18 protein-coding genes are annotated in these 19,873 nt (G+C 53.9%); 5 read left to right on the top strand and 13 right to left on the bottom strand.

The genetic code is table 11. The annotated features are described in order from the left end of the window. Positions 1–129: 129 nt before the first annotated feature. The 8 genes from HEQ72_RS00790 to thiS all read right to left on the bottom strand — a co-directional run bounded on the left by HEQ72_RS00790 (position 130) and on the right by thiS (position 8,483). Positions 130–642: a hypothetical protein gene (locus HEQ72_RS00790; protein WP_168022324.1), complete on the bottom strand. Its 513-nt coding sequence runs from the start codon at positions 640–642 to the stop codon at positions 130–132. After that, entirely contained in the window at positions 642–2,654 is a 2,013-nt protein-coding gene (locus HEQ72_RS00785; RefSeq protein WP_168022323.1) for a protein kinase family protein, read from the bottom strand. Before HEQ72_RS00785 ends, HEQ72_RS00790 begins: the two co-directional genes overlap by 1 nt. A gap of 145 nt (positions 2,655–2,799) precedes the next feature. Beyond that, positions 2,800–4,089 (bottom strand): adenylosuccinate synthase, encoded by a 1,290-nt coding sequence (locus HEQ72_RS00780; RefSeq protein ID WP_168019099.1) that lies wholly within the window; start codon positions 4,087–4,089, stop codon positions 2,800–2,802. Positions 4,090–4,267: 178 nt separating this feature from the next. Continuing rightward, on the bottom strand, positions 4,268–5,452 hold the full coding sequence (locus HEQ72_RS00775) for a phosphoserine transaminase (protein WP_168019101.1): 1,185 nt from the start codon (positions 5,450–5,452) through the stop codon (positions 4,268–4,270). A 94-nt stretch (positions 5,453–5,546) separates the two neighbouring features. Further along, entirely contained in the window at positions 5,547–5,828 is a 282-nt protein-coding gene (locus tag HEQ72_RS00770) for a hypothetical protein (protein ID WP_168019103.1), read from the bottom strand. A 203-nt stretch (positions 5,829–6,031) separates the two neighbouring features. Next, positions 6,032–7,315 (bottom strand): flagellar hook protein FlgE, encoded by a 1,284-nt coding sequence (locus tag HEQ72_RS00765; RefSeq protein WP_168019105.1) that lies wholly within the window; start codon positions 7,313–7,315, stop codon positions 6,032–6,034. A gap of 169 nt (positions 7,316–7,484) precedes the next feature. Beyond that, on the bottom strand, positions 7,485–8,279 hold the full coding sequence (locus HEQ72_RS00760; RefSeq protein WP_168022322.1) for a bifunctional sulfur carrier protein/thiazole synthase protein: 795 nt from the start codon (positions 8,277–8,279) through the stop codon (positions 7,485–7,487). Between the two features lie 3 nt (positions 8,280–8,282). Next, positions 8,283–8,483 carry a sulfur carrier protein ThiS gene (gene thiS / locus HEQ72_RS11780; RefSeq protein ID WP_168022321.1) on the bottom strand — a complete coding sequence of 67 codons (201 nt, stop codon included), beginning with the start codon at positions 8,481–8,483 and terminating at the stop codon, positions 8,283–8,285. 138 nt (positions 8,484–8,621) lie between these two features. Here thiS and aroQ point away from each other — a divergent pair, with 138 nt between their 5' ends. The 4 genes from aroQ to aat all read left to right on the top strand — a co-directional run bounded on the left by aroQ (position 8,622) and on the right by aat (position 11,727). After that, positions 8,622–9,119 carry a type II 3-dehydroquinate dehydratase gene (gene aroQ, locus HEQ72_RS00750; RefSeq protein ID WP_168019107.1) on the top strand — a complete coding sequence of 166 codons (498 nt, stop codon included), beginning with the start codon at positions 8,622–8,624 and terminating at the stop codon, positions 9,117–9,119. Beyond that, positions 9,120–9,563 carry an acetyl-CoA carboxylase biotin carboxyl carrier protein gene (locus tag HEQ72_RS00745; RefSeq protein WP_168022320.1) on the top strand — a complete coding sequence of 148 codons (444 nt, stop codon included), beginning with the start codon at positions 9,120–9,122 and terminating at the stop codon, positions 9,561–9,563. Between the two features lie 20 nt (positions 9,564–9,583). Then, the gene (gene accC / locus HEQ72_RS00740) at positions 9,584–10,927 is read left to right on the top strand and encodes an acetyl-CoA carboxylase biotin carboxylase subunit (RefSeq protein ID WP_168022319.1); all 1,344 of its coding nucleotides are present in this window, start codon (positions 9,584–9,586) and stop codon (positions 10,925–10,927) included. Between the two features lie 161 nt (positions 10,928–11,088). Then, positions 11,089–11,727, top strand: a complete 639-nt coding sequence (gene aat / locus HEQ72_RS00735) for a leucyl/phenylalanyl-tRNA--protein transferase (RefSeq protein WP_168019110.1) — start codon at positions 11,089–11,091, stop codon at positions 11,725–11,727. A gap of 15 nt (positions 11,728–11,742) precedes the next feature. On the opposite strand, the gene HEQ72_RS00730 is transcribed toward aat, so the two are convergent. From HEQ72_RS00730 to HEQ72_RS00715, 4 genes are read right to left on the bottom strand one after another with little or no spacing between them, the layout of a single operon-like run. Further along, on the bottom strand, positions 11,743–12,150 hold the full coding sequence (locus HEQ72_RS00730) for a DUF2155 domain-containing protein (RefSeq protein ID WP_168019274.1): 408 nt from the start codon (positions 12,148–12,150) through the stop codon (positions 11,743–11,745). Further along, complete coding sequence (locus HEQ72_RS00725) at positions 12,150–12,647, bottom strand: MlaD family protein (protein WP_168019111.1); 498 nt, start codon at positions 12,645–12,647, stop codon at positions 12,150–12,152. The genes HEQ72_RS00730 and HEQ72_RS00725 overlap by 1 nt, the downstream gene beginning before the upstream one ends. Continuing rightward, complete coding sequence (locus tag HEQ72_RS00720) at positions 12,647–13,279, bottom strand: outer membrane lipid asymmetry maintenance protein MlaD (RefSeq protein WP_168019112.1); 633 nt, start codon at positions 13,277–13,279, stop codon at positions 12,647–12,649. The genes HEQ72_RS00725 and HEQ72_RS00720 overlap by 1 nt, the downstream gene beginning before the upstream one ends. Next, entirely contained in the window at positions 13,264–13,614 is a 351-nt protein-coding gene (locus HEQ72_RS00715) for an NADH:ubiquinone oxidoreductase subunit NDUFA12 (RefSeq protein WP_168019113.1), read from the bottom strand. Before HEQ72_RS00715 ends, HEQ72_RS00720 begins: the two co-directional genes overlap by 16 nt. Positions 13,615–14,004: 390 nt before the next feature. On the opposite strand from HEQ72_RS00715, the gene HEQ72_RS00710 reads away from it, so the two are divergent. Next, on the top strand, positions 14,005–17,613 hold the full coding sequence (locus tag HEQ72_RS00710; protein ID WP_168022318.1) for a vitamin B12-dependent ribonucleotide reductase: 3,609 nt from the start codon (positions 14,005–14,007) through the stop codon (positions 17,611–17,613). Between the two features lie 50 nt (positions 17,614–17,663). Here HEQ72_RS00710 and HEQ72_RS00705 read toward each other — a convergent pair whose 3' ends face one another. Next, positions 17,664–19,799, bottom strand: a complete 2,136-nt coding sequence (locus HEQ72_RS00705) for a YgiQ family radical SAM protein (RefSeq protein WP_168022317.1) — start codon at positions 19,797–19,799, stop codon at positions 17,664–17,666. Positions 19,800–19,873 lie beyond the last annotated feature (74 nt).

Genomic DNA, 19,873 nt, shown 5'->3' with positions numbered 1-19,873 from the left:
AGCCAGAAGAACAGCTATACCTATAAAACATGGGCCATTAACCAGAAGCTCCATCTTGACCGCCCAGATAAACAATAAACAGAAAAATACGTCTGTTTTTGCAACATAGATAGTCTGATATATGTATGCTTACTCTTCCTCTGTGACAGGAGTATCAGCCGCCAGAATATCTTCGCCTGTATCTGCACGGGAGACTTCTGGCCCCCACTCTTCCAAGAGTTGCTTCTGACGTGCCTGCAGTCCAGCAATTTTGTGCGTTGAGGTCACAGACATAATTGTTGAGGCCAGAAACGGAGCGGTAGAGGATAAAATCCATCCAAGCCCTGCACTACCAAAAATGACAATCAGCGCCCAGACATTGGTTAAAAGATCAAGGACATGCGGCACCGAGTGATCACGTAGCCAAAGATCCATCAGCCATGGGAAACAGCCCGCAAAATTCATTCCCCCAACTGTTATGGCCCCATAGCGTTGCTTGCTTCTGTCAACAACAAAGGCCACAAGGCTTGGCATCATGACGATAGTCAGAAATATGAACGTCGGCATAAACATAAAAATAAGAGGAATGATAAGCAGAAGGGTAATAATATTCCCACCCGACTTCTTCCTGGCAACCGACGCATTCTTGGGATCGCCTGCCATTATATCATCCTCAGGAAAACAAGCGTCGTAACAGTTAAAAGCGCAACAGCAACAGACAACAGGGCGCCCATTTGCTGCCCCCGTGCATAACCCCTTTCATCCCTGACAAGATTTCCCTGCTCAAAACTACGGATTTTCTGTTCGGCAGAACTGTACTCTGCCCTGGCCCAGGCAAATCCTTCTGCATCCTTTTGTCGTTCCTCCTGATTGTCCAAGGTATTATAAAGCTCTGGCAAGCTCCCTTTGCGAACCAGGTTGGGGATTTGCTCCTCCAAATCTTTACGCCGAATACGGCTGTGATAGCTGTTTATAATGGGTCCCAACTGCCCACCAATCCAGCCACATAGCCCATGCAAGGCAGGGGGGCCAAGGCGCCACTGCAAAACGGCTAAGAGACTGACCATACCCAACGTTGCCCTGTATACATCTGGTTCCGCCATGGCACGAAACTGCACCTTGGTGTCACGCTGCCACTTCACCGCGATATATGCCGCTATATGACGATCAACAACCTGTGTCTTCGGATCAACCTTGGACGAAACGCGATCCAGAGCTGGAAGCAGCTCCCTGATCTCACTCACGTACTCCGCTTCTACAAGAGGACTAAGGCAATGGAGAGTATCACTCATTTCATATGCGCACCTCTCTATACCATACCCCATCATTGTTGTACTCAGATTGCCGGCATGCTCCTTCGCCTGACTTTCAAAATGCCCCAGCTCTGCATCATGATACCCTTGGGCCTCAACCCAGTACTTCACCAATTCCCGGCCAATAATTTCTACATAAGGCCGCAGAGCTTTCTTTTGCATAATAGTCACAGCCAACGCATTCCCAAGTCCCTCGGGATGCACATGAATATCCCGATAACGCACTGGCGCACGGGGGTCCATCAACATCAAGACGCGTGCAATAGTCAGATCATTAACCTGACGGGCTTCTATCTGGACGGCCTGGCTCATACGGATAGCCAATGCAACAACATCGGCCAGCTCTATGACTTCCAACCCACGCCGTAACCATATTTCCAGACGACCATCCAGAATAGGGGCCAAAGCGGCATCCCAGTTCATGGCCATGGCATTGGCGAGCTCTCTGGCTGATGTGTAGTCCTTTCCCTCGAATTTAAAAGGTCTCTGTGATCGCCGCGCTGGCTGTGGCTGTATAGGGGTAAGACGTCGACCGTTCAACCACATGTCCACACTTTCCAACCCCCAGCGGTCCCGTTGCTCATCAGCAACAAGCCCTTTTATAATTTCCAGGAAATTCATGGGCACACGTCCCTCGCCCGCATAATTGGCATATGTTGAATGCGCCAATTTTGACAGGACAACGTCAACATCAGACAGCTGGGAGACGTAATCACGCCCATTCATCAGGCCAATACACGTGATACCCAACGCATACATGTCTTCCTTCAGGGTTCCGCTTCCTCTCCCCTCCGGTATACACATAGCGTATTCAACAGGCTCATAAGCTGGCGGATTATCGTACCCCGGTGGTGATGTCGTGCAGTCACCCAGAACCAGACGTTCTTTCTCCTTGTCAAACCAATACATATTGTCAAGCCGGATAGCCCGATGCGTTACCCCATGCTGGGATATTTCATTCAAGGCGTGATACAGTGGGCGAAAGACTTTCTTGACGAAATTAACCTCTGATATCGGATCGAACCGCTGACCGGGAGCCGGCAGAACTCGACCGCCGGAAGGACGATCGTAGACAACAACCATCACCTTGCGCCCCAAGGCAGGCCACTCTACCGTACCCCATTCCAGTAATTGCAAGAGGCCAGGAGACTGAACCCCCTTCAGGGCGCGCATGGCTCCAATACGCACAGGAAGATCTGTACGACATACGAGCGCATAGACCGGCTTACCAGACCCACGGCGGTCTTCGGCATGATACGCATCAGCATGAGGCATATTGAGATCTTGCAGGGGCATAGAGGGATCAATTGTAAAACGATCCCGCAGAACGACAGTTTCGGCTGTATCACCCCCGCTTGGCATCCTACGCATCCCCGCCAAGAAACTGACTTGTGATCAGCTTTTCTCATGCAGGTTACCAGAATTTTCTAAATGATAAATGACTGAAAAAGAATACGGCCCAGTCCTGTCAACCGAGCCGCATTGAAACAGAGACGAAGGTACTGGATTAATCCTCGAACGGATCGTGCATCAGAATCGTGTCATCTCTCTCAGGGCTGGTTGAAAGAAGAGCAACAGGGGCTTCAATCAATTCCTCTATACGGCGCACATACTTGACAGCCGTCGCCGGCAGCTCTGCAAACGATCGTGCGCCTTCCGTGCTCTGGGTCCATCCTTCCATCTCCTCGAAAACAGGCTCAACACGTGCCTGCTCACTCATGGACGAAGGAAAATAATCAATCTCTTTTCCATCAAGGCGGTAAGCAACGCAGACCTTGAGGGTATCAAAGCCGTCAAGCACATCAAGCTTGGTCAGGGCAATGCCGTCGATTCCACCAAGTTTCACGGACTGGCGCACAAGAACAGCATCAAACCAACCACAACGGCGCTTGCGCCCGGTCACTGTACCAAATTCATGCCCACGAACACCAAGACGTTCACCCTTGTTGTCAAATAATTCCGTCGGAAATGGCCCCTCACCTACACGGGTCGTATAAGCCTTTGTAATCCCGAGAACATATCCAATACCGCCAGGCCCCATACCCGAGCCAACCGCAGCCTGTCCTGCCAACGTATTTGACGACGTTACAAAGGGGTACGTTCCGTGATCAACGTCAAGAAGAGCCCCTTGGGCACCTTCGAACAAAATTCTCTTGCCCATCTTGCGATAAGCCGCCAGCTCGCGCCATACAGGGCGCGCATAGGGCAGAATGTGCGGGGCGATCTCTTCCAGCTCTGCCCGGATCGAAGCTGCATCCAGAGTCTTCGCCCCCAACCCCTTCAACAAGGCATTATGATGCGTCAGCAGGCGATCAATCTTCATATCCAGAGAATCGGGGTCAGCAAGATCGCAAACCCGGATTGCCCTGCGCGCTACCTTGTCTTCATAAGCAGGCCCGATACCACGCCCGGTGGTCCCGATTTTCCCCTTGCCGGCAGCCTCTTCACGCGCACGATCCAGATGACCATGCAATGGCAAAATAAGGGCACAATTATCGGCAATCATCAGAACATCGGGCGTAACCGTAACGCCTTGGCCAGACAAAACCTCAATCTCGCGGGACAACGCCCACGGGTCGATAACGACGCCGTTACCAATCACGGACGGAGTGCCGCGGACGACACCCGACGGCAACAGACTCAACTTATAGGACGTTCCATTCACAACCAGTGTGTGACCGGCGTTATGCCCACCCTGAAACCTGACCACGACATCGGCCCGGGAAGCAAGCCAGTCAACAACCTTGCCTTTGCCCTCATCCCCCCACTGGGAACCGATAACAACCACATTGCTCATGGAAGCTTTCCTTGCTTCAGAGAGGACGCCATACAACGACGACCACACACAAAAACTGAAACCATGCAATACGGGCTCTATCGGACAATAAGACAGGCCGCACAAGGCTCCGCCGGCCACGGGAACCCCATGACCGGCGGTAACACTCTTTATCCTATTGTCGCAGAACCAAGCAACCTCAAATACGGATATCCTGCATACTATTTTTTGTGTTTCTGGATACAGTCTCCACTGCCCAGTCCAGCCACGGCAGAAGACATGCCACATCATCGGTCAGAACTGTGGCACCAGCCCATATACGAATACCGGGGACGATGCCACGATAGGATGCCAGATCGAAACCAACCCCTTCTGCTTCAAGCAAATCCGTTATGGCACGAGCCGTGGCAACTTGCCGTTCAGGCTGAAGATCCAGAAACCACTGCGCAACGACTTTCAGGCAGATGGAGGAACAAGAGACGGTTGCCGGATCCTCGGCCAGAAAAGCAGCCCATTGCGACCTGTCAACCCATTCACGAACAAGAGCCAACGTTTGCGAGGACTTCTTCTGCAAGGCCTGAAGCCCCCCCTGATCCTCCGCCCACTTCAGGGCATCCAGAATATCCTCTACACACAAAAGCGAAGGCGTGTTGAGTGTTTCACCAGTAAAAAGGGCCTCATTCAGCTGCCTTCCTGTCGTCAAACGCAGAATCTTGGGCAAAGGCCAAGGCGGCGTATAGGAATGGAGGCGCTCGACAGCGCGTGGACCAAGAGCCAGCATGCCGTGGGCTGCCTCACCACCCAAGGCCTTCTGCCAAGACCATGTTACAACGTCCAGTTTCTTCCACGGCACATCCATGGCAAAAAGAGCCGACGTTGCATCACAAATCGCCAACCCCTTGCGATCATCCGCGATCCAGTCTGCATGGGGGATGCAAACGCCCGATGTTGTGCCATTCCATGGAAAAACAACATCACGGGACCAATCTACCTGTGCCAAGTCCGGTAAATAGCCCGGGGCAGCATCATAAATTCTTAAATCAGGCAGACGTAGCTGATCACGTGCATCATCGGCCCAGATCCGCCCAAAGACTTCCCAAGCCAGAACATCAACTCCGCGCGCACCAAGGAGATTCCACATTGCCATCTCGACGGCACCAGTATCCGATGCTGGCACAATCGCCAGCCGCCAATCTTCGGGGATGTACAACAGATCCCGGTGGCGGGTAATAACCTCTTCCAGCTTGGCACGTCCGGCAGCAGAGCGGTGCGAACGCCCAAGAAGGGCACCCTCAAGAGCCGAAGGCGACCACCCCGGTCGCTTGGCGCACGGGCCGGACGAAAAGAAGGGACGCCGGGGATAACGAGCCGGTTTTTCTGACATGAACGAATGCTCTGCGACAGAAGTAAAAACAAGGGTGCGAAAGATAACTCTGTCACAGCCAGATAGAAATGCAAAATATCAGCCCACGGTTTCGCTATTTGCCCCGGTTATCGCGACGGCGGGCAATCTTCCAGGCATCTGCAGCACTCAAACCGACATCTCTCAAAAGACGCTCGTCAAGACCAAGGATCTGGCGGCGATGCCGATCCATTTCAATTTCTTCACGCACCCGGTCAAAGGACGTAAAGGCACGATGCCACAAGGGATCCAACCGACGGAGAATACTGTGAAAACCACGATCAACGATTCCCTTCCACACAATCATCCTGTCCCCGCTTTTGGTACGGGCATCAACACGCCTACCAGAATCCCCCACGATATGCCTCCTGGATAACACACCCCACTACCCGCGCGATGGCCGACATGGTTGACAACCAAGGCACGGAGTTATCACAACATTCAGATAGTAATAGAGTATAATTTCCCCCATGTTTCCACGGAAAAAAGTGAGGATATTTTTATCCTTGAGTGTTCATTTTATTCTGAACAGACACATAAGATTATCCACGCCTATAAGACCTAGAACATATCGCGTGTTGTCTTTGCCATTTCATCACCAGTCCTGAAGACTGTGGCTGCACTGCTATAGGCCCTCTGCGTGATAATCATGCGACTGAACTGGTCCTCAAGTCTGACATTTGAGTACTCCAAGGCACTCCCGACAAATTCTGATATTCTGTCATCAGGGCTAAGAGACTTGATTGTGGGTTTCCCTGCTTCTTCTGTCGCTGCGTAGATGTTGTTATTCTGGAGATCAAGCTTCTGGGGGGCTGGAAATGTTGCAATTGGCAACTTGTACAGGGGCTTCTCAACGCCATTGGAAAAACGTCCCAGCATAACCCCTTCGCTGTTGAAGTAAACATCACGCATGACACTGGCTGTATAACCATCCTGTATCAGCTGACGCAGCTCCAGGTCATCACCACCACTGAACTGCGTCATTTGCCTGAGATCAACGGCAACATCCTGCGTTTGACCTCCATCATATGTGATTGTCAGGGTTGTTATTCCCCCGCCTGAAGCAGCCACATCAAGTTTACCTTCACCTGTAAACTTAATTTCATTAGGCGTCGTGGTCACACTTGTGATGCCAGCATCGCCTGATGGCACCAAGGTCCAGCCCCCCGGAACAGCATCCCGTGGGGTAAAAGCAAGACGAACCCCATGTGTTACAGTTTGCGGAACACCTTCTGGAGACGTAATTTGCTGAATAACAGGAACATTGAGACGGTAGGTAATTTTCTGCAGTTCCGTTGCCGGTACATTCCCGCGCAACTCAACCTTGGATGTTGCTCGTCCAGGATCGATGGCTTCATTGGAATAGTCAATCGCTGACATGGCGCTGGAGAATGTTCCGTCCTCCGCAGCCTTGTAACCCATGACGTAAACGCCACTCCGGGTTACCAAGTGCGTCCCTTGGTCAGGAAGGCCATCCCCATTTGTGTCCCCACCCCGGACATAAACCTCGCCGGTAAACGAGCCGTCACGCGTATACTTTTGCTCTCCCGACCCATCAACCGCAGTGTTAAGCACAAAAAAACCGGCTCCATTGATTGCCACGTCCAAATAACGTGCCGTAGGCGCTACAAGCCCCTGCTCCTCCACACGACGAATTTCAGCCGTCTTAACCCCGAAAAAATTACCAAGAGGGCCTACCCTGTTCTTCAGGGTCTGGTAATGCGTCTCGATATCTTTATAGGACGTCGTATTCAGATTGGCGATATTCGTACTGATCTGGTGCATATGAACACTGTGCGCATTCATAGCTGTACCGGATGTATTCAGAACTCCGAAAATCGCCATGGTACCCCTCGCTTGCAAAGCCGGCCACACACCGTAAGAGCGATTGACCCAGAAGCAAGACAGGGGCCAGAAGAGAGAGTCTTTCTAAATCAATGATCTAAAAAGAACGGGAGGTCTCTCCAGACCTCCCTGTCCCACTGAAAGCCGGCATATTTTGCCGGCCTGCTGTTCATATCAGCCCAGCCAAGGGCGATGATGGATCGGCATAAAGTTTCTTGGGCATCCGACCAGCCAGATAAGCCAAGCGACCGGACTCAACAGCCAACTTCATGGCCAAGGCCATCTGAACAGGGTTCCGTGCCCCCGCAATAGCGGTATTCATCAGAACGCCATCGCAACCCAGTTCCATTGCAACCGCTGCATCCGATGCTGTTCCGACGCCGGCATCAACCAGCACAGGAACTTTGGCCTGCTCTTTGATAAGACGGATATTGACAGGATTCAGAATACCAAGCCCTGACCCGATAAGGGAACCCAAAGGCATGATGGCGACACACCCCATATCCTCAAGGATATGGGCCTGTATGGGATCATCAGAGCAATATACCATCACTTGGAAGCCGTCCCGAATAAGCTCTTCCGTCGCCTTCAGGGTTTCTGGCATGTTCGGATACAGCGTTTTCTGATCCCCCAGCACCTCCAGCTTCACCAGATTCCACCCCCCGGCCTCACGCGCAAGGCGCAGCGTCCGTACGGCATCATCGGCTGTAAAGCAGCCTGCCGTATTGGGCAGATAGGTGTACCGCTTGGGGCTGACATAATCGACCAGCATCGGCTGCCCCGGATCTGCTATATTGACCCGGCGTACGGCCACTGTAACGATCTCGGCGCCTGATGCCTCTATGGCCAGCGCTGTTTCCTCAAAATCCTTGTACTTACCGGTCCCGACCAGCAAACGGGACGCGAACACCTTTCCCGCAATGCTGAAAGTATCCGCACGCTCACACACCAGCGCCTCGGCCATGGCTCAGCCACCTCCAATAAAATGAACGATCTCAATCCTGTCGCCCTCATCGAGGAGTGTTTGCCCATAAGCCGAACGGATTACAATCTCACGGTTACGCTCAACCGCGACCTTGCGGGCGTCCAATCCGACAGAATCGAGAAACTCTTGCACAGTCACCCGCTGAGCCACAGCGTGACGTTCTCCATTGACAATCAATTCCATAAACGCAATCCACAATTAACGGGGCAAAGGGCTGATTGGCCGGCTACAGACGGAATATGGGCCGACAGGCCTCTCTTGGCAACACATCACGGTCCCTGTTGCCCGAAAGTCCGCTTTGGGCTATGCAGAAGCCACGTTATGTCATTTCCCTTCACCCTGTACGGCAGGTCAAGACGCGTGCGCACATCGGTTATGATCCTGAATGGACCCAACCTTAATATGCTGGGAACACGGCAACCAGACCTCTATGGCCATGAAACACTGGCTGACATAGAGGCAATGTGCCATACGCATGCGGCAGGGCTGGGGATGACGTTGGCTTTCAGGCAGTCCAACCATGAAGGCGAACTGGTCTCCTGGGTACAGGAAGCACCCGGGGCCTTCGGTGGCCTTGTGATAAACGCCGCAGCCTACACACATACGTCCATTGCGTTGATGGATGCCCTTCTTTCGGTCCAGATCCCCGCAATAGAGGTGCATTTGACAAACATTCACCGGCGTGAACCTTTTCGCCATAACTCCTGGATTGCCCGGGCTGCCCACGGAATGATCTGCGGCTTGGGAAGCCACGGGTACATCTTGGCCCTGGATGCGCTGAATGCGCTGCTGACCGACCAGAAACAGAAAGAGAAATAAATGAGCAAGACCACTATCGACAGCGAAGCCATCCGCCAGCTTGCTTCTTTGCTGGATGATACAGGCCTGCATGAGATTGAGTACGAAACAGAGGCCCTGCGTATCCGCGTTGGCAAGGCGGCTACCGTTGTCACCCATGCAGCACCGGCAGCAGCACCCTTGGCAGCGCCAGCGACCAGATCAACTGCGGATGAACCACAAGCCCTGCACCCGGGTACCGTTGTTTCAAAAATGGTTGGGGTAGCTTATTTGGCTCCAGGCGCGGGAGAGGCTCCCTTCGTGTCCGTCGGACAAACTGTCAGCCAAGGGCAGACCCTGATGCTGATAGAGGCCATGAAGACCTATACCCCGGTCACAGCGCATTGCGCAGGGCGCGTCGTCCAGATTCTTGTCAGCGACAAACAGCCTGTCGAGCACGGCGAACCCTTGGCCATCATTGAATAAGCAGCGCGACGGAAACATCAATGTTCGATAAAGTGCTTATTGCCAATCGTGGTGAAATTGCCCTGCGGATTCACCGTGCCTGCCGTGAGATGGGCATAAAGACCGTGGCTGCACACTCCACAGCAGACGCCGGGGCCATGCATGTTAGATTGGCTGATGAATCCGTGTGCATTGGCCCGCCTGCCACGCGTGACAGCTACCTGAACAAGGTTGCGATCATCTCTGCGGCCGTCATAACCGGTGCTGATGCCATTCACCCCGGTTATGGTTTCCTGTCGGAGAATGCCGACTTTGCCCACATGGTGGAAGAACACGGCATTACGTGGATCGGCCCCAGCCCGGACCATATCCGTTTGATGGGCGACAAGGTTACTGCCAAAAAAGCAGCCGTAGATGTTGGCTTGCCCGTCGTACCTGGATCACCGGGGGCTGTTGAAACCTTGGAAGAAGCCCATGCTGTTGCTGATACAACAGGCTTCCCCGTTCTGATCAAGGCCAGCGCCGGAGGGGGAGGGCGCGGCATGAAAGTTGCCAACTCGCGTGATGAACTGGCCGAAGCTTGGTCTACGGCCCGGGCTGAAGCGCTGAGTGCTTTTGGCAATGCTGAAGTCTATATGGAAAAATACTTGGGTAATCCCAGACATATTGAAATCCAGATACTGGCAGACAACCACGGGAACGTCGTTCACTTGGGAGAACGCGACTGCTCCTTGCAACGTCGCCACCAAAAAGTTCTGGAGGAAGCGCCCTCTCCAGCCCTGAACAGCGAAGAGCGCGAACGCATCGGAGATATTGCAACAGCCGCCATACGGCGCTTGGGTTACAGAAATGCAGGAACGATTGAGTTCCTGTATGAAAATGGTGAATTCTTTTTCATCGAAATGAACACAAGGCTACAGGTGGAACACCCTGTCACCGAAGCCGTCACTGGCCTTGACCTAGTTCGCGAGCAACTACGCATCGCCAATGGCGCTCCCTTGGGTTACAGCCAATCTGACATCACATTTTCCGGGCATGCCATCGAATGCCGCATCAATGCCGAGGATCCGGAAACTTTCCGGCCCTGCCCAGGCCAGATCAATGACTTTCACCAACCCGGCGGGTTGGGCGTTCGTGTTGATTCCGGGCTGTTTTCCGGGGCCAAGGTTCCCCCTCACTATGACAGCATGATTGCAAAACTGATTGTCCATGGCACCAGTCGCAACGAATGCCTGATGCGCCTGCGTCGTGCTTTGGGAGAATTTGTTGTCGGTGGTATCGATACAACAATTCCTCTGCATCGCCAACTGCTGGAAGACAATGACTTCCAGAATGGTGCCTATGATATTCGATGGCTTGAAGAATTCTTGTCTCGTTCCAAATGAAATGTTGGTTGCTTCCATCCCCCGTTCCATACGGGGGATTTTTCCATGGGCACTCTTTTCAGGAACGGCACATTTCAGGCTGCATCACGGAAATGCGCTGACGATCTGACACAGGCACCTTATCCTGAGCAGGCCGAGTTTTCCCTTTGCTGTGGGGATCAATGACGCCCATCACACCAGAACTTATGCTAAGAGCCTATGCCTACGGCGTTTTCCCAATGGCACGCTCACAGGGTGATCCCACGGTATACTGGATTGATCCGGACGAACGGGGCATACTGCCCTTGGATACAAACTTCCATATTTCCCGATCATTGCGGAAAACACTGCGCAGTGATCGCTTCCACGTAACCTGTAACAAGGCGTTTGCCGAGGTCATACAAGGATGCGCAGAAGCAACAACGACCAGACCTGACACGTGGATTAACAAAGAAATTGCGTCCCTTTTCAATGAACTGCACGATATGGGGCTCGCCCATTCCATCGAAACATGGAATACGGAGGACGTATTGGTTGGTGGACTTTATGGCTTGGCACTGGGCGGCGCATTCTTTGGAGAAAGCATGTTCTCACGCGCAACAGATGCTTCAAAAGTAGCACTGTGCCATTTGGTGGGACGCCTGCGCCTAGGTAGCTTCACGCTTCTCGACACCCAGTTCATAACGGACCATTTGTCACGGTTTGGAGCACGACAAGTGCCGAAAAACGAATATCGGTCTATGCTGGCTTCGGCTATCGTGGTTCAGGCAACGTTCCCGGCTCATGCACCAGCATGGATGATCAGAAGCCATATCTACTAAGATATGGTCTTCTTACTATTCCTTGCAGTCCAGAACCCAGATGTCATAAACAGGATGCTCCATAGCAGACAAGCCAGGGCTGGAAGCATACATCCAACCACGGAAGACCTCGACAGCTGGCTGATTGGCTTTATTTTCCCACACATCGAGAAAAACAGCACTTTCAGGTGGCTCCTCAGGAGGGCGTTCGACGCACGCACGGGCGATAATCTGAAGCGTTTGGATCTGGAAGGTGCGGTTCACTTCAACTTCCATGGTCTGAACTCTGGCAGCGGCTTTATCCAACCAACGCAAAACAGCCATACGCCGCTCGATTGTTTCAGCAGCATCGGACGGCGTAACAACCAATACCTCAGCGACAACAACCAGCAACACACACAAGGTGCGCAGCAAGAATTCAGTCCGGGCTTCCAATGCCCCCATCACTCTGGTACAGACCCTTTGTCGGGCACCGGAATAGCACCAGTGGAAGCAGGTTCCTTCGTCGCAAGGAAAATCAGTTCACTCACCATATCTTCCACAGACCGGAAATCCTGACTGTTCGCGATCGTTCCGCCTGATTGCAGGAAGGAACGACTCTGACCAGGTTCCAGTCGGACAAACTTGCCGCCCAGAAGGCCATCAGATGCAATACTGGCAACGGTATCTTCCGGAAGTTGAACCCCGGGCATAATGGAGAGCGACACAATGGCCCGATAGGTCTGATTATCAAGAAACTGGCGGCTGACACTACCCACCTTGATGCCAGAGATACGAACATCCGCACCAACAGCAAGACCACCAACCTTGTTAAACTGGACGTGCACAGGGTATCCGGAAACGGGACGAAGATCTGCACTCTGCCAAGCGAAGAGCAGAAAGAGCAGAGCCACGGCCAGTACAAGAGCGCCTATCACGGTTTCAATAGGATTACGTGTCATCAGCCTTCCTGCTTGTCCATCCGGGTTGTAGCCCGTGTGTGCTGCTCATCATCCGGAGATACATCCTGCCTTGGTAAAACGCCCGGATCCCTTGTTACGGGACAGGACGGCGGAACAAGTTTCGACTGCCTATTGCGTGCCATCTCCAGAACACGCCCCAGCAAGTCCTCAAGAACCAGTGAATCCTGCGTATACCCGAAAGTCTGTCCTGCCTTCAGAAGATCGTCGTCGCCACCAGGCTGTATTTCAATATATTTTGCCCCCAGAAGACCATCGGTCTCGATCATTGCAGCGCTGTCCAAGGGAATGGAAACACTATTGGCAATGATCATATCAATATCAGCACGACCGGCCTCACCCAAAGACTGGGCAGAAACGCGACCAACGGAAACACCGGCAAGACGTACATCCGCACCGACAGACAAACCCTCTGCGCTGTGGAAAGAGGCCCGCAGCAGATATCCCTCAGCCACTTCGGAACGACTCCGCCCCAAAGCATTTGCGCCCAAAGCAAATGCAAGGCAGGCAAGAACGACACCGCCGACAAGCGTGTCCCGATAAGTTACCAGAGACGCCATACGTACTGACATCAGGAGAACAGCCGCTTTCTGAACATTCAGGCCGGACGCCACGGCTCATAGTCGCCGGTCGCAGGGGCACGCCGGCCACCTGCCCGGTCATCACCGGGAGGAACATAGGCAGAAGAGGAACCTGTCATATTCTTGGTATGGGGTTTCTCCCAAGCATGCGTAGACACCACTATCGGGGCATCCGTCGTATAATGCAGCCAAGCATGCCAGTGGGGCGGCACCTTTGATGCCTCAATCTCTCCCTTGAAGAGCACCCAACGACGGCGGCGCTCCCCCGTCCGCGGGTTCTTCCGGGCCTCGTAGTAACGATTTCCAAACTCATCAGTGCCAACCTGGCGACCGCAGAGCAGGGTATGTACCAAGGTGCCGGTGATCATCCTCGCACGCCTCCTTCGAGAACAGGAAACTAGGGTGTACCAGCATTAACCGGCACAAATCAACAGGAGAGACCCTGTGAAGGGGGCTTCACAGGGTACCACTCCCCTTATTATGAGGCAAACCCCCGGCAGCGTCCAGCGTGCACAGATACAAACACGGCACGGCATTGGAATAACCTGGACGGAGAACAACATTTTTTTTGCCGTCCAGGTCAGATAATTGATTTGTTCGCGACAGCCATAAATCGTAATGTAGTGTTGTTGAAGCGAATGAAGCACTACATATTGTGCTTGCATCGCGTCTCACAGAAAAATCATCCACCGGACACCCTCCGGAAGACCTGCGATGCAGAACCGCATGTCACCAGCGGAAAAAAGGCTGAGAGCGCCATGAAGATCAACCGTCTGTTCACAACCAAAAGCCAAGATGCTTACACCGGAATAGAATTCCGCACAGCATCCAGTGAAATTCGCAACCCGGACGGCTCGATGGTGTTCCGACATGCCGATATCGTTGTTCCCTCTGCCTGGAGCCAGGTTGCAACCGATATCCTGGCACAAAAATACTTTCGGCAGCGTGGCGTCCCCAAGACGGTAAAACCAGTACGGGAAAAGGGCGTACCCTCTTTTCTGCAAAGACGCATTGCCGATGTTGATGCCATGGCTTCTCTTCCGGAAGCCGAACGCAGCGGGGGAGAGCATGATGCCCGGCAGGTTTTTGACCGCATGGCTGGTACATGGGCTTATTGGGGGTGGAAAGGCGGTTACTTCTCAACAGAACAGGATGCTGCAGCCTTCTATGACGAGACACGTCACATGCTGGCCCGCCAAATTGGTGCCCCGAACTCCCCACAGTGGTTCAATACAGGACTGCACTGGGCCTATGGGATCGACAGCAAGGGACAAGGGCATTTCTACGTTGATTACCAAAGCGGAAAGCTGACACGTTCGACATCGGCATACGAACACCCCCAACCTCATGCCTGCTTTATTCAGTCGGTCAATGACAATCTGGTGGGGGATGGCGGTATCATGGACCTGTGGGTCCGTGAAGCACGCCTGTTCAAATACGGTTCCGGAACCGGCAGCAATTTCTCGACCCTGCGTGGAGAGAATGAACCCTTGGCTGGTGGGGGGCGGTCGTCTGGCTTGATGAGTTTCCTGAAAATTGGCGACAGGGCCGCCGGAGCGATCAAATCCGGCGGAACAACACGCCGGGCTGCCAAAATGGTTATTGTTGACATCGACCATCCAGATATTGAGTCCTTTATTGACTGGAAAATGCGGGAGGAGCAGAAGGTCGCCGCCCTTGTCGCAGGATCGCGCAGTATCCGTCGCTACACACGTGCCCTGCTGGCTGCATGCCGGAATGCAACGGGGGAGCCCGAAGCCCGCTGTGACCCGGATCGCAATGCCTCTCTGAAGAAGGTCATCCGGGAAGCACGCAAGGCCGATGTTCCCGAAGCGTTGATCCACCGCACCCTTCAGCTGGCAGCCGAAGGCTTTGTCGATATCACCTTCCCGGAATACAGCACAGACTGGGACTCCGAAGCCTATGCCACGGTTTCCGGCCAGAATTCCAACAACACCGTCAGGATCAGTAATGTGTTCCTGGAAGCTGTTCGCGAGAACAAGGACTGGACCCTGCGACAGCGCACAGATGGTACAATAGCAAAAACTGTTCCGGCCCGAGACCTGTGGGACCGCATTGCCGAAGCTGCCTGGTCCTGTGCCGATCCCGGGGTCCAGTTCGATACCACCATCAACGAGTGGCATACCTGTCCCGTATCCGGCCGGATCAATGCATCAAACCCCTGCTCCGAATATATGTTTCTGGATGATACAGCCTGTAATCTGGCATCCCTGAACCTGATGGCGTTCCGGGAAAAAGATGGCACCTTCAACAGCGCCACCTTTGCCCATGCCTGCCGCCTGTGGACGCTGGTGCTTGAAATATCGGTCATGATGGCACAGTTCCCGTCAGCACGTATCGCCGAGCAGTCGTTCCGCTTCCGTACCCTCGGGCTGGGATATGCCAACCTGGGTGGCTTCCTGATGGCCAATGGCATCCCCTATGACAGCGAGGAAGGCCGGGCTACGTGTGCCGCCATCACAGCCTTGATGACCGGAACTGCCTATGCAACCTCTGCCGAGATTGCCAGTGAACTGGGGGCTTTCGCTGGATATGCCGACAACGCCCCGCATATGATGCGTGTAATCCGCAATCATCATCGGGCAGCCCATGGACATACAGAAGGGTACGAGGACCTCAGCGTTGCGCCACCCCCCCTCAATGCCGCAGCCTGCACCGATATCCAGTTGACAGAGATGGCCCGACAATCCTGGGATCATGCCCTTTCAATGGGAAAACGACACGGATTCCGCAATGCCCAGGTCAGTGTCATCGCACCCACCGGGACAATCGGGCTGGTCATGGACTGTGACACCACCGGCATAGAGCCGGACTTTTCGCTGGTGAAGTTCAAGAAGCTGGCCGGGGGCGGATACTTCCGGATCATCAATCGTATGGTCCCTCTGGCACTGCATTCTCTCGGATACCGCTATGCCGAGATTGATGCCATTGTATCCCATGCCCTTGGTCATGGATCCTTGGAAAAGGCCCCGGATATCAACCATGAAGCCCTCTCCCGTCTTGGTTTCACACCCGAGGTTCTGGACAAGCTGGAACAAGCCCTCAAATCTGCATTTGATATCCGTTTTGTCTTCAACAAGTGGACGCTGGGAGATGATTTCTGCCGCACCGTTCTCGGTTTCAGCAACACCATAACCGATGACCCGGGATTTGACATGCTGAAGGCTCTTGGCTTCAACCAGGAACAGATTGAACGTGCCAACACGTGGGTATGTGGCTCCATGACCATAGAGGGAGCACCTCATCTAAAACCGGAACACCTGCCGGTCTTTGACTGCGCAAACCCATGTGGCCGCACCGGGACCCGGTTTCTATCCGCTGAAAGTCATATCCAGATGATGGCTGCGGCCCAGCCATTCATTTCTGGTGCCATTTCAAAGACCGTCAACATGCCAAACCATGCCACCGTGGCAGAATGCCGACGTGTCTATGAACTATCGTGGTCACTGGGACTCAAAGCCAACGCACTCTATCGTGATGGATCCAAATTGTCGCAGCCCTTGCAGGCTGTACTGGATACCCATCCCGACGACGATACCGAAAATGCCATTGATCTTGTTGAAACAGTTGTCAAGGCGCCCTCTCCGCAGCGGGCTGCCCTTGTGGCCGAAAAGGTCACGGAGCGTCTGATCAGGACAGCTGTGCGCCGTCGCCTTCCCGACCGGCGCAAGGGATATACCCAGAAAGCCGTCGTTGGCGGCCACAAGGTGTACCTGCGAACAGGAGAGTATGAGGATGGGACGCTCGGCGAGCTGTTCATTGACATGCACAAGGAAGGAGCGGCTTTCAGGTCCTTGATGAATAACTTTGCCATCGCCATTTCAATCGGCCTGCAATATGGCGTGCCGCTGGAAGAGTTCGTCGAGGCATTTACCTTTGTCCGCTTCGAACCGTCCGGCGTAGTGGAGGGAAATGACGCCATCAAAATGGCCACTTCCATTCTTGACTATATCTTCCGGGAGGTTGCAGTTAGCTACTTGGGTCGCACCGATCTGGCCCATGTTGAACCTGCGGACCTGGTTCCCGATGCCATTGGCGACGGCCATGAAGAAGGTGACTTGGACCAATGGGGTGAAAACCTGGTCGAACGCACTGTTTCCAAGGGGTACGTTCGCACGGCTGACCTGTCCAACCTGTATGTTCTGAAAACAGCACAGGGCGGCGGGAACAGCTATGGCAGTACGCTTCCCAGCACTCCTTCAGCTGATCGCAGCAATCGTATCCGGGAAGCACGCCTGAAAGGATACGAAGGTGACAGCTGCACGGAGTGCGGCAACTTCACACTGGTCCGCAATGGTACTTGCATGAAATGCGAAACATGCGGCTCGACCAGCGGCTGCTCGTAAAAAGAAAGGGACCTGCACACAAGCCCCTTTCCTTTCCCGGGCTTCGGTACTCAGGGTGAGGGCACGTGGCGTGCCCTCACCCTTCCTGTCTTGGAAGCGTTCGCAGGACGACGCCCCTGCCCGGCGTGCGTGGTAAAGAATGACTGCGTACCGTGTTTGCGCCCGGTACGCTTTCCCTCCCCCCCCTGTCTTCCGGTCCCTGCAGGCTGCCAGGACGGCACAAGATGCTTCTTGCCATTTCCAATAAGATCTGCGCGCTCCATGCGCTGTAACGCCTCGCGCAGCATGGGCCAATTTTCCGGGTCATGGTAACGCAGGAATGCCTTGTGCAAACGACGCTGCCTCAAGCCCCGGGGCGTATACACAATGTCTCCCTCATCGCGTTTCACAGGCTTGAGCGGATTGCGCTCGCTGCGATACATGGCCGCAGCCAGCGACATGGGGGATGGTAGAAAAGCCTGAACCTGATCGGCCCTGAATCCATTGCGTTTCAACCAGAGTGCCAGATTCATCATGTCCTCATCCGTTGTGCCGGGATGAGCCGCAATAAAATAGGGGATAAGGTACTGCTCTTTCCCGGTCTCGCGGGAGTATTTCTCGAACAGGGTACGAAACGCTTCGTAGGTCCCGATCCCCGGCTTCATCATCTTGGACAGGGGACCTTCTTCGGTATGCTCGGGCGCAATCTTCAGATAACCGCCCACATGATGCGTAGTAAGTTCCCGCACATATTCCGGACTTCGGACTGCAAGGTCATAGCGTAAACCGGACGCAATCAGGATTTTCTTGATCCCGTCAATATCCCTGGCCTTGCGGTATAGCTGGACAAGACTGCTGTGATCTGTGTTCAGGTTGCTGCAAATGGATGGATACACACAGGATGGCCGACGGCACACATCCTGGATAGCCTGATCCTTGCAGGCCAGACGATACATATTTGCCGTAGGACCACCCAGATCGGAGATAACACCGGTAAAACCCTTGGTCTTGTCGCGGATTAATTCAATCTCTTTCAGGACCGATGCCTCGGACCGACTTTGGATAATGCGGCCTTCGTGTTCCGTAATGGAGCAAAAAGAACACCCACCAAAACATCCCCGCATAATATTGACCGAAAACCGGATCATCTCCCAAGCAGGTATCCGTGCATCACCGTACGACGGATGAGGGGCACGGGCATAAGGCAAGCCAAACACATGATCCATTTCCGCCGTCGTCAAGGGGATAGGCGGAGGTGTCAGCCAAACCTCCTTGTCCCCGTGACGCTGGACCAGAGCCCGGGCGTTACCGGGATTGCTTTCAAGATGCAGGATACGCGAAGCGTGACCATACAGCACCTTGTCATCTGCCACGGATTCGAACGAAGGAAGACGTACAACCGTTCTCTCCGCAGGATGATCAGCCGTATTCACCCGACGCAAAGCACTCTCGCCACCAGCCACTTCCGCACCCTCTCCCACATGGCGGCTGGCGCAATCAATCGTACTGGCATCCAGCACAACCCAGCCCTCGGGAACGGAGTCACGCACGACGGCAACGCCCCTTATATCCGTCATGGTGCGCGGATGCTGACCCCGGGCAGCACGATGGGCAATCTCTACAATGGCACGTTCGGCATTGCCATAGCACAAGATGTCAGCCTTGCTGTCCATCAGAACGGACCGGCGCACCTTGTCTGACCAATAGTCATAATGAGCAATCCGGCGAAGCGAAGCTTCTATACCGCCAATAACGATCGGCACGTCCCGCCATGCTTCGCGGCAACGCTGTGAATAGACGATCACAGCCCGGTCAGGACGCTTCCCACCTTCATCGTTGGGCGTATAACTGTCATTGTGGCGGATGCGGCGGTCCGAGGTATAGTGATTGACCATCGAATCCATATTGCCGGCCGTCACCCCAAAAAACAGGTTGGGACGACCCAGAGCCCGGAAAGCATCCGGGTTTGTCCAGTCCGGCTGGGCAATGATACCAACACGAAAGCCTTGATCTTCCCACGTGCGCCCAATAACCGCCATGCCGAAACTGGGGTGATCGACATAAGCATCCCCGGTCACAAGGATGATATCGCAACTGTCCCAACCCAGCGCATCCATTTCGGTACGACTTGTGGGAAGAAACGGCGCTGTCCCAAACCGACTGGCCCAGTGCTTCCGATACGATGTTATGGCCTTGGCGCTGTCCATACTCTCTCCTGACAACACGAAAACACCCGGAACAGGGTGTTTCCAGCCCGGGTGCGGACAATACGCGAGAGCAC

Source organism: Haematospirillum sp. 15-248, from assembly GCF_012102665.1.
Taxonomy (GTDB): domain Bacteria; phylum Pseudomonadota; class Alphaproteobacteria; order Rhodospirillales; family Rhodospirillaceae; genus Haematospirillum.
Note: the sequence above shows the minus strand (reverse complement) of the source record. Positions and strands in the feature narration are given on the sequence as shown.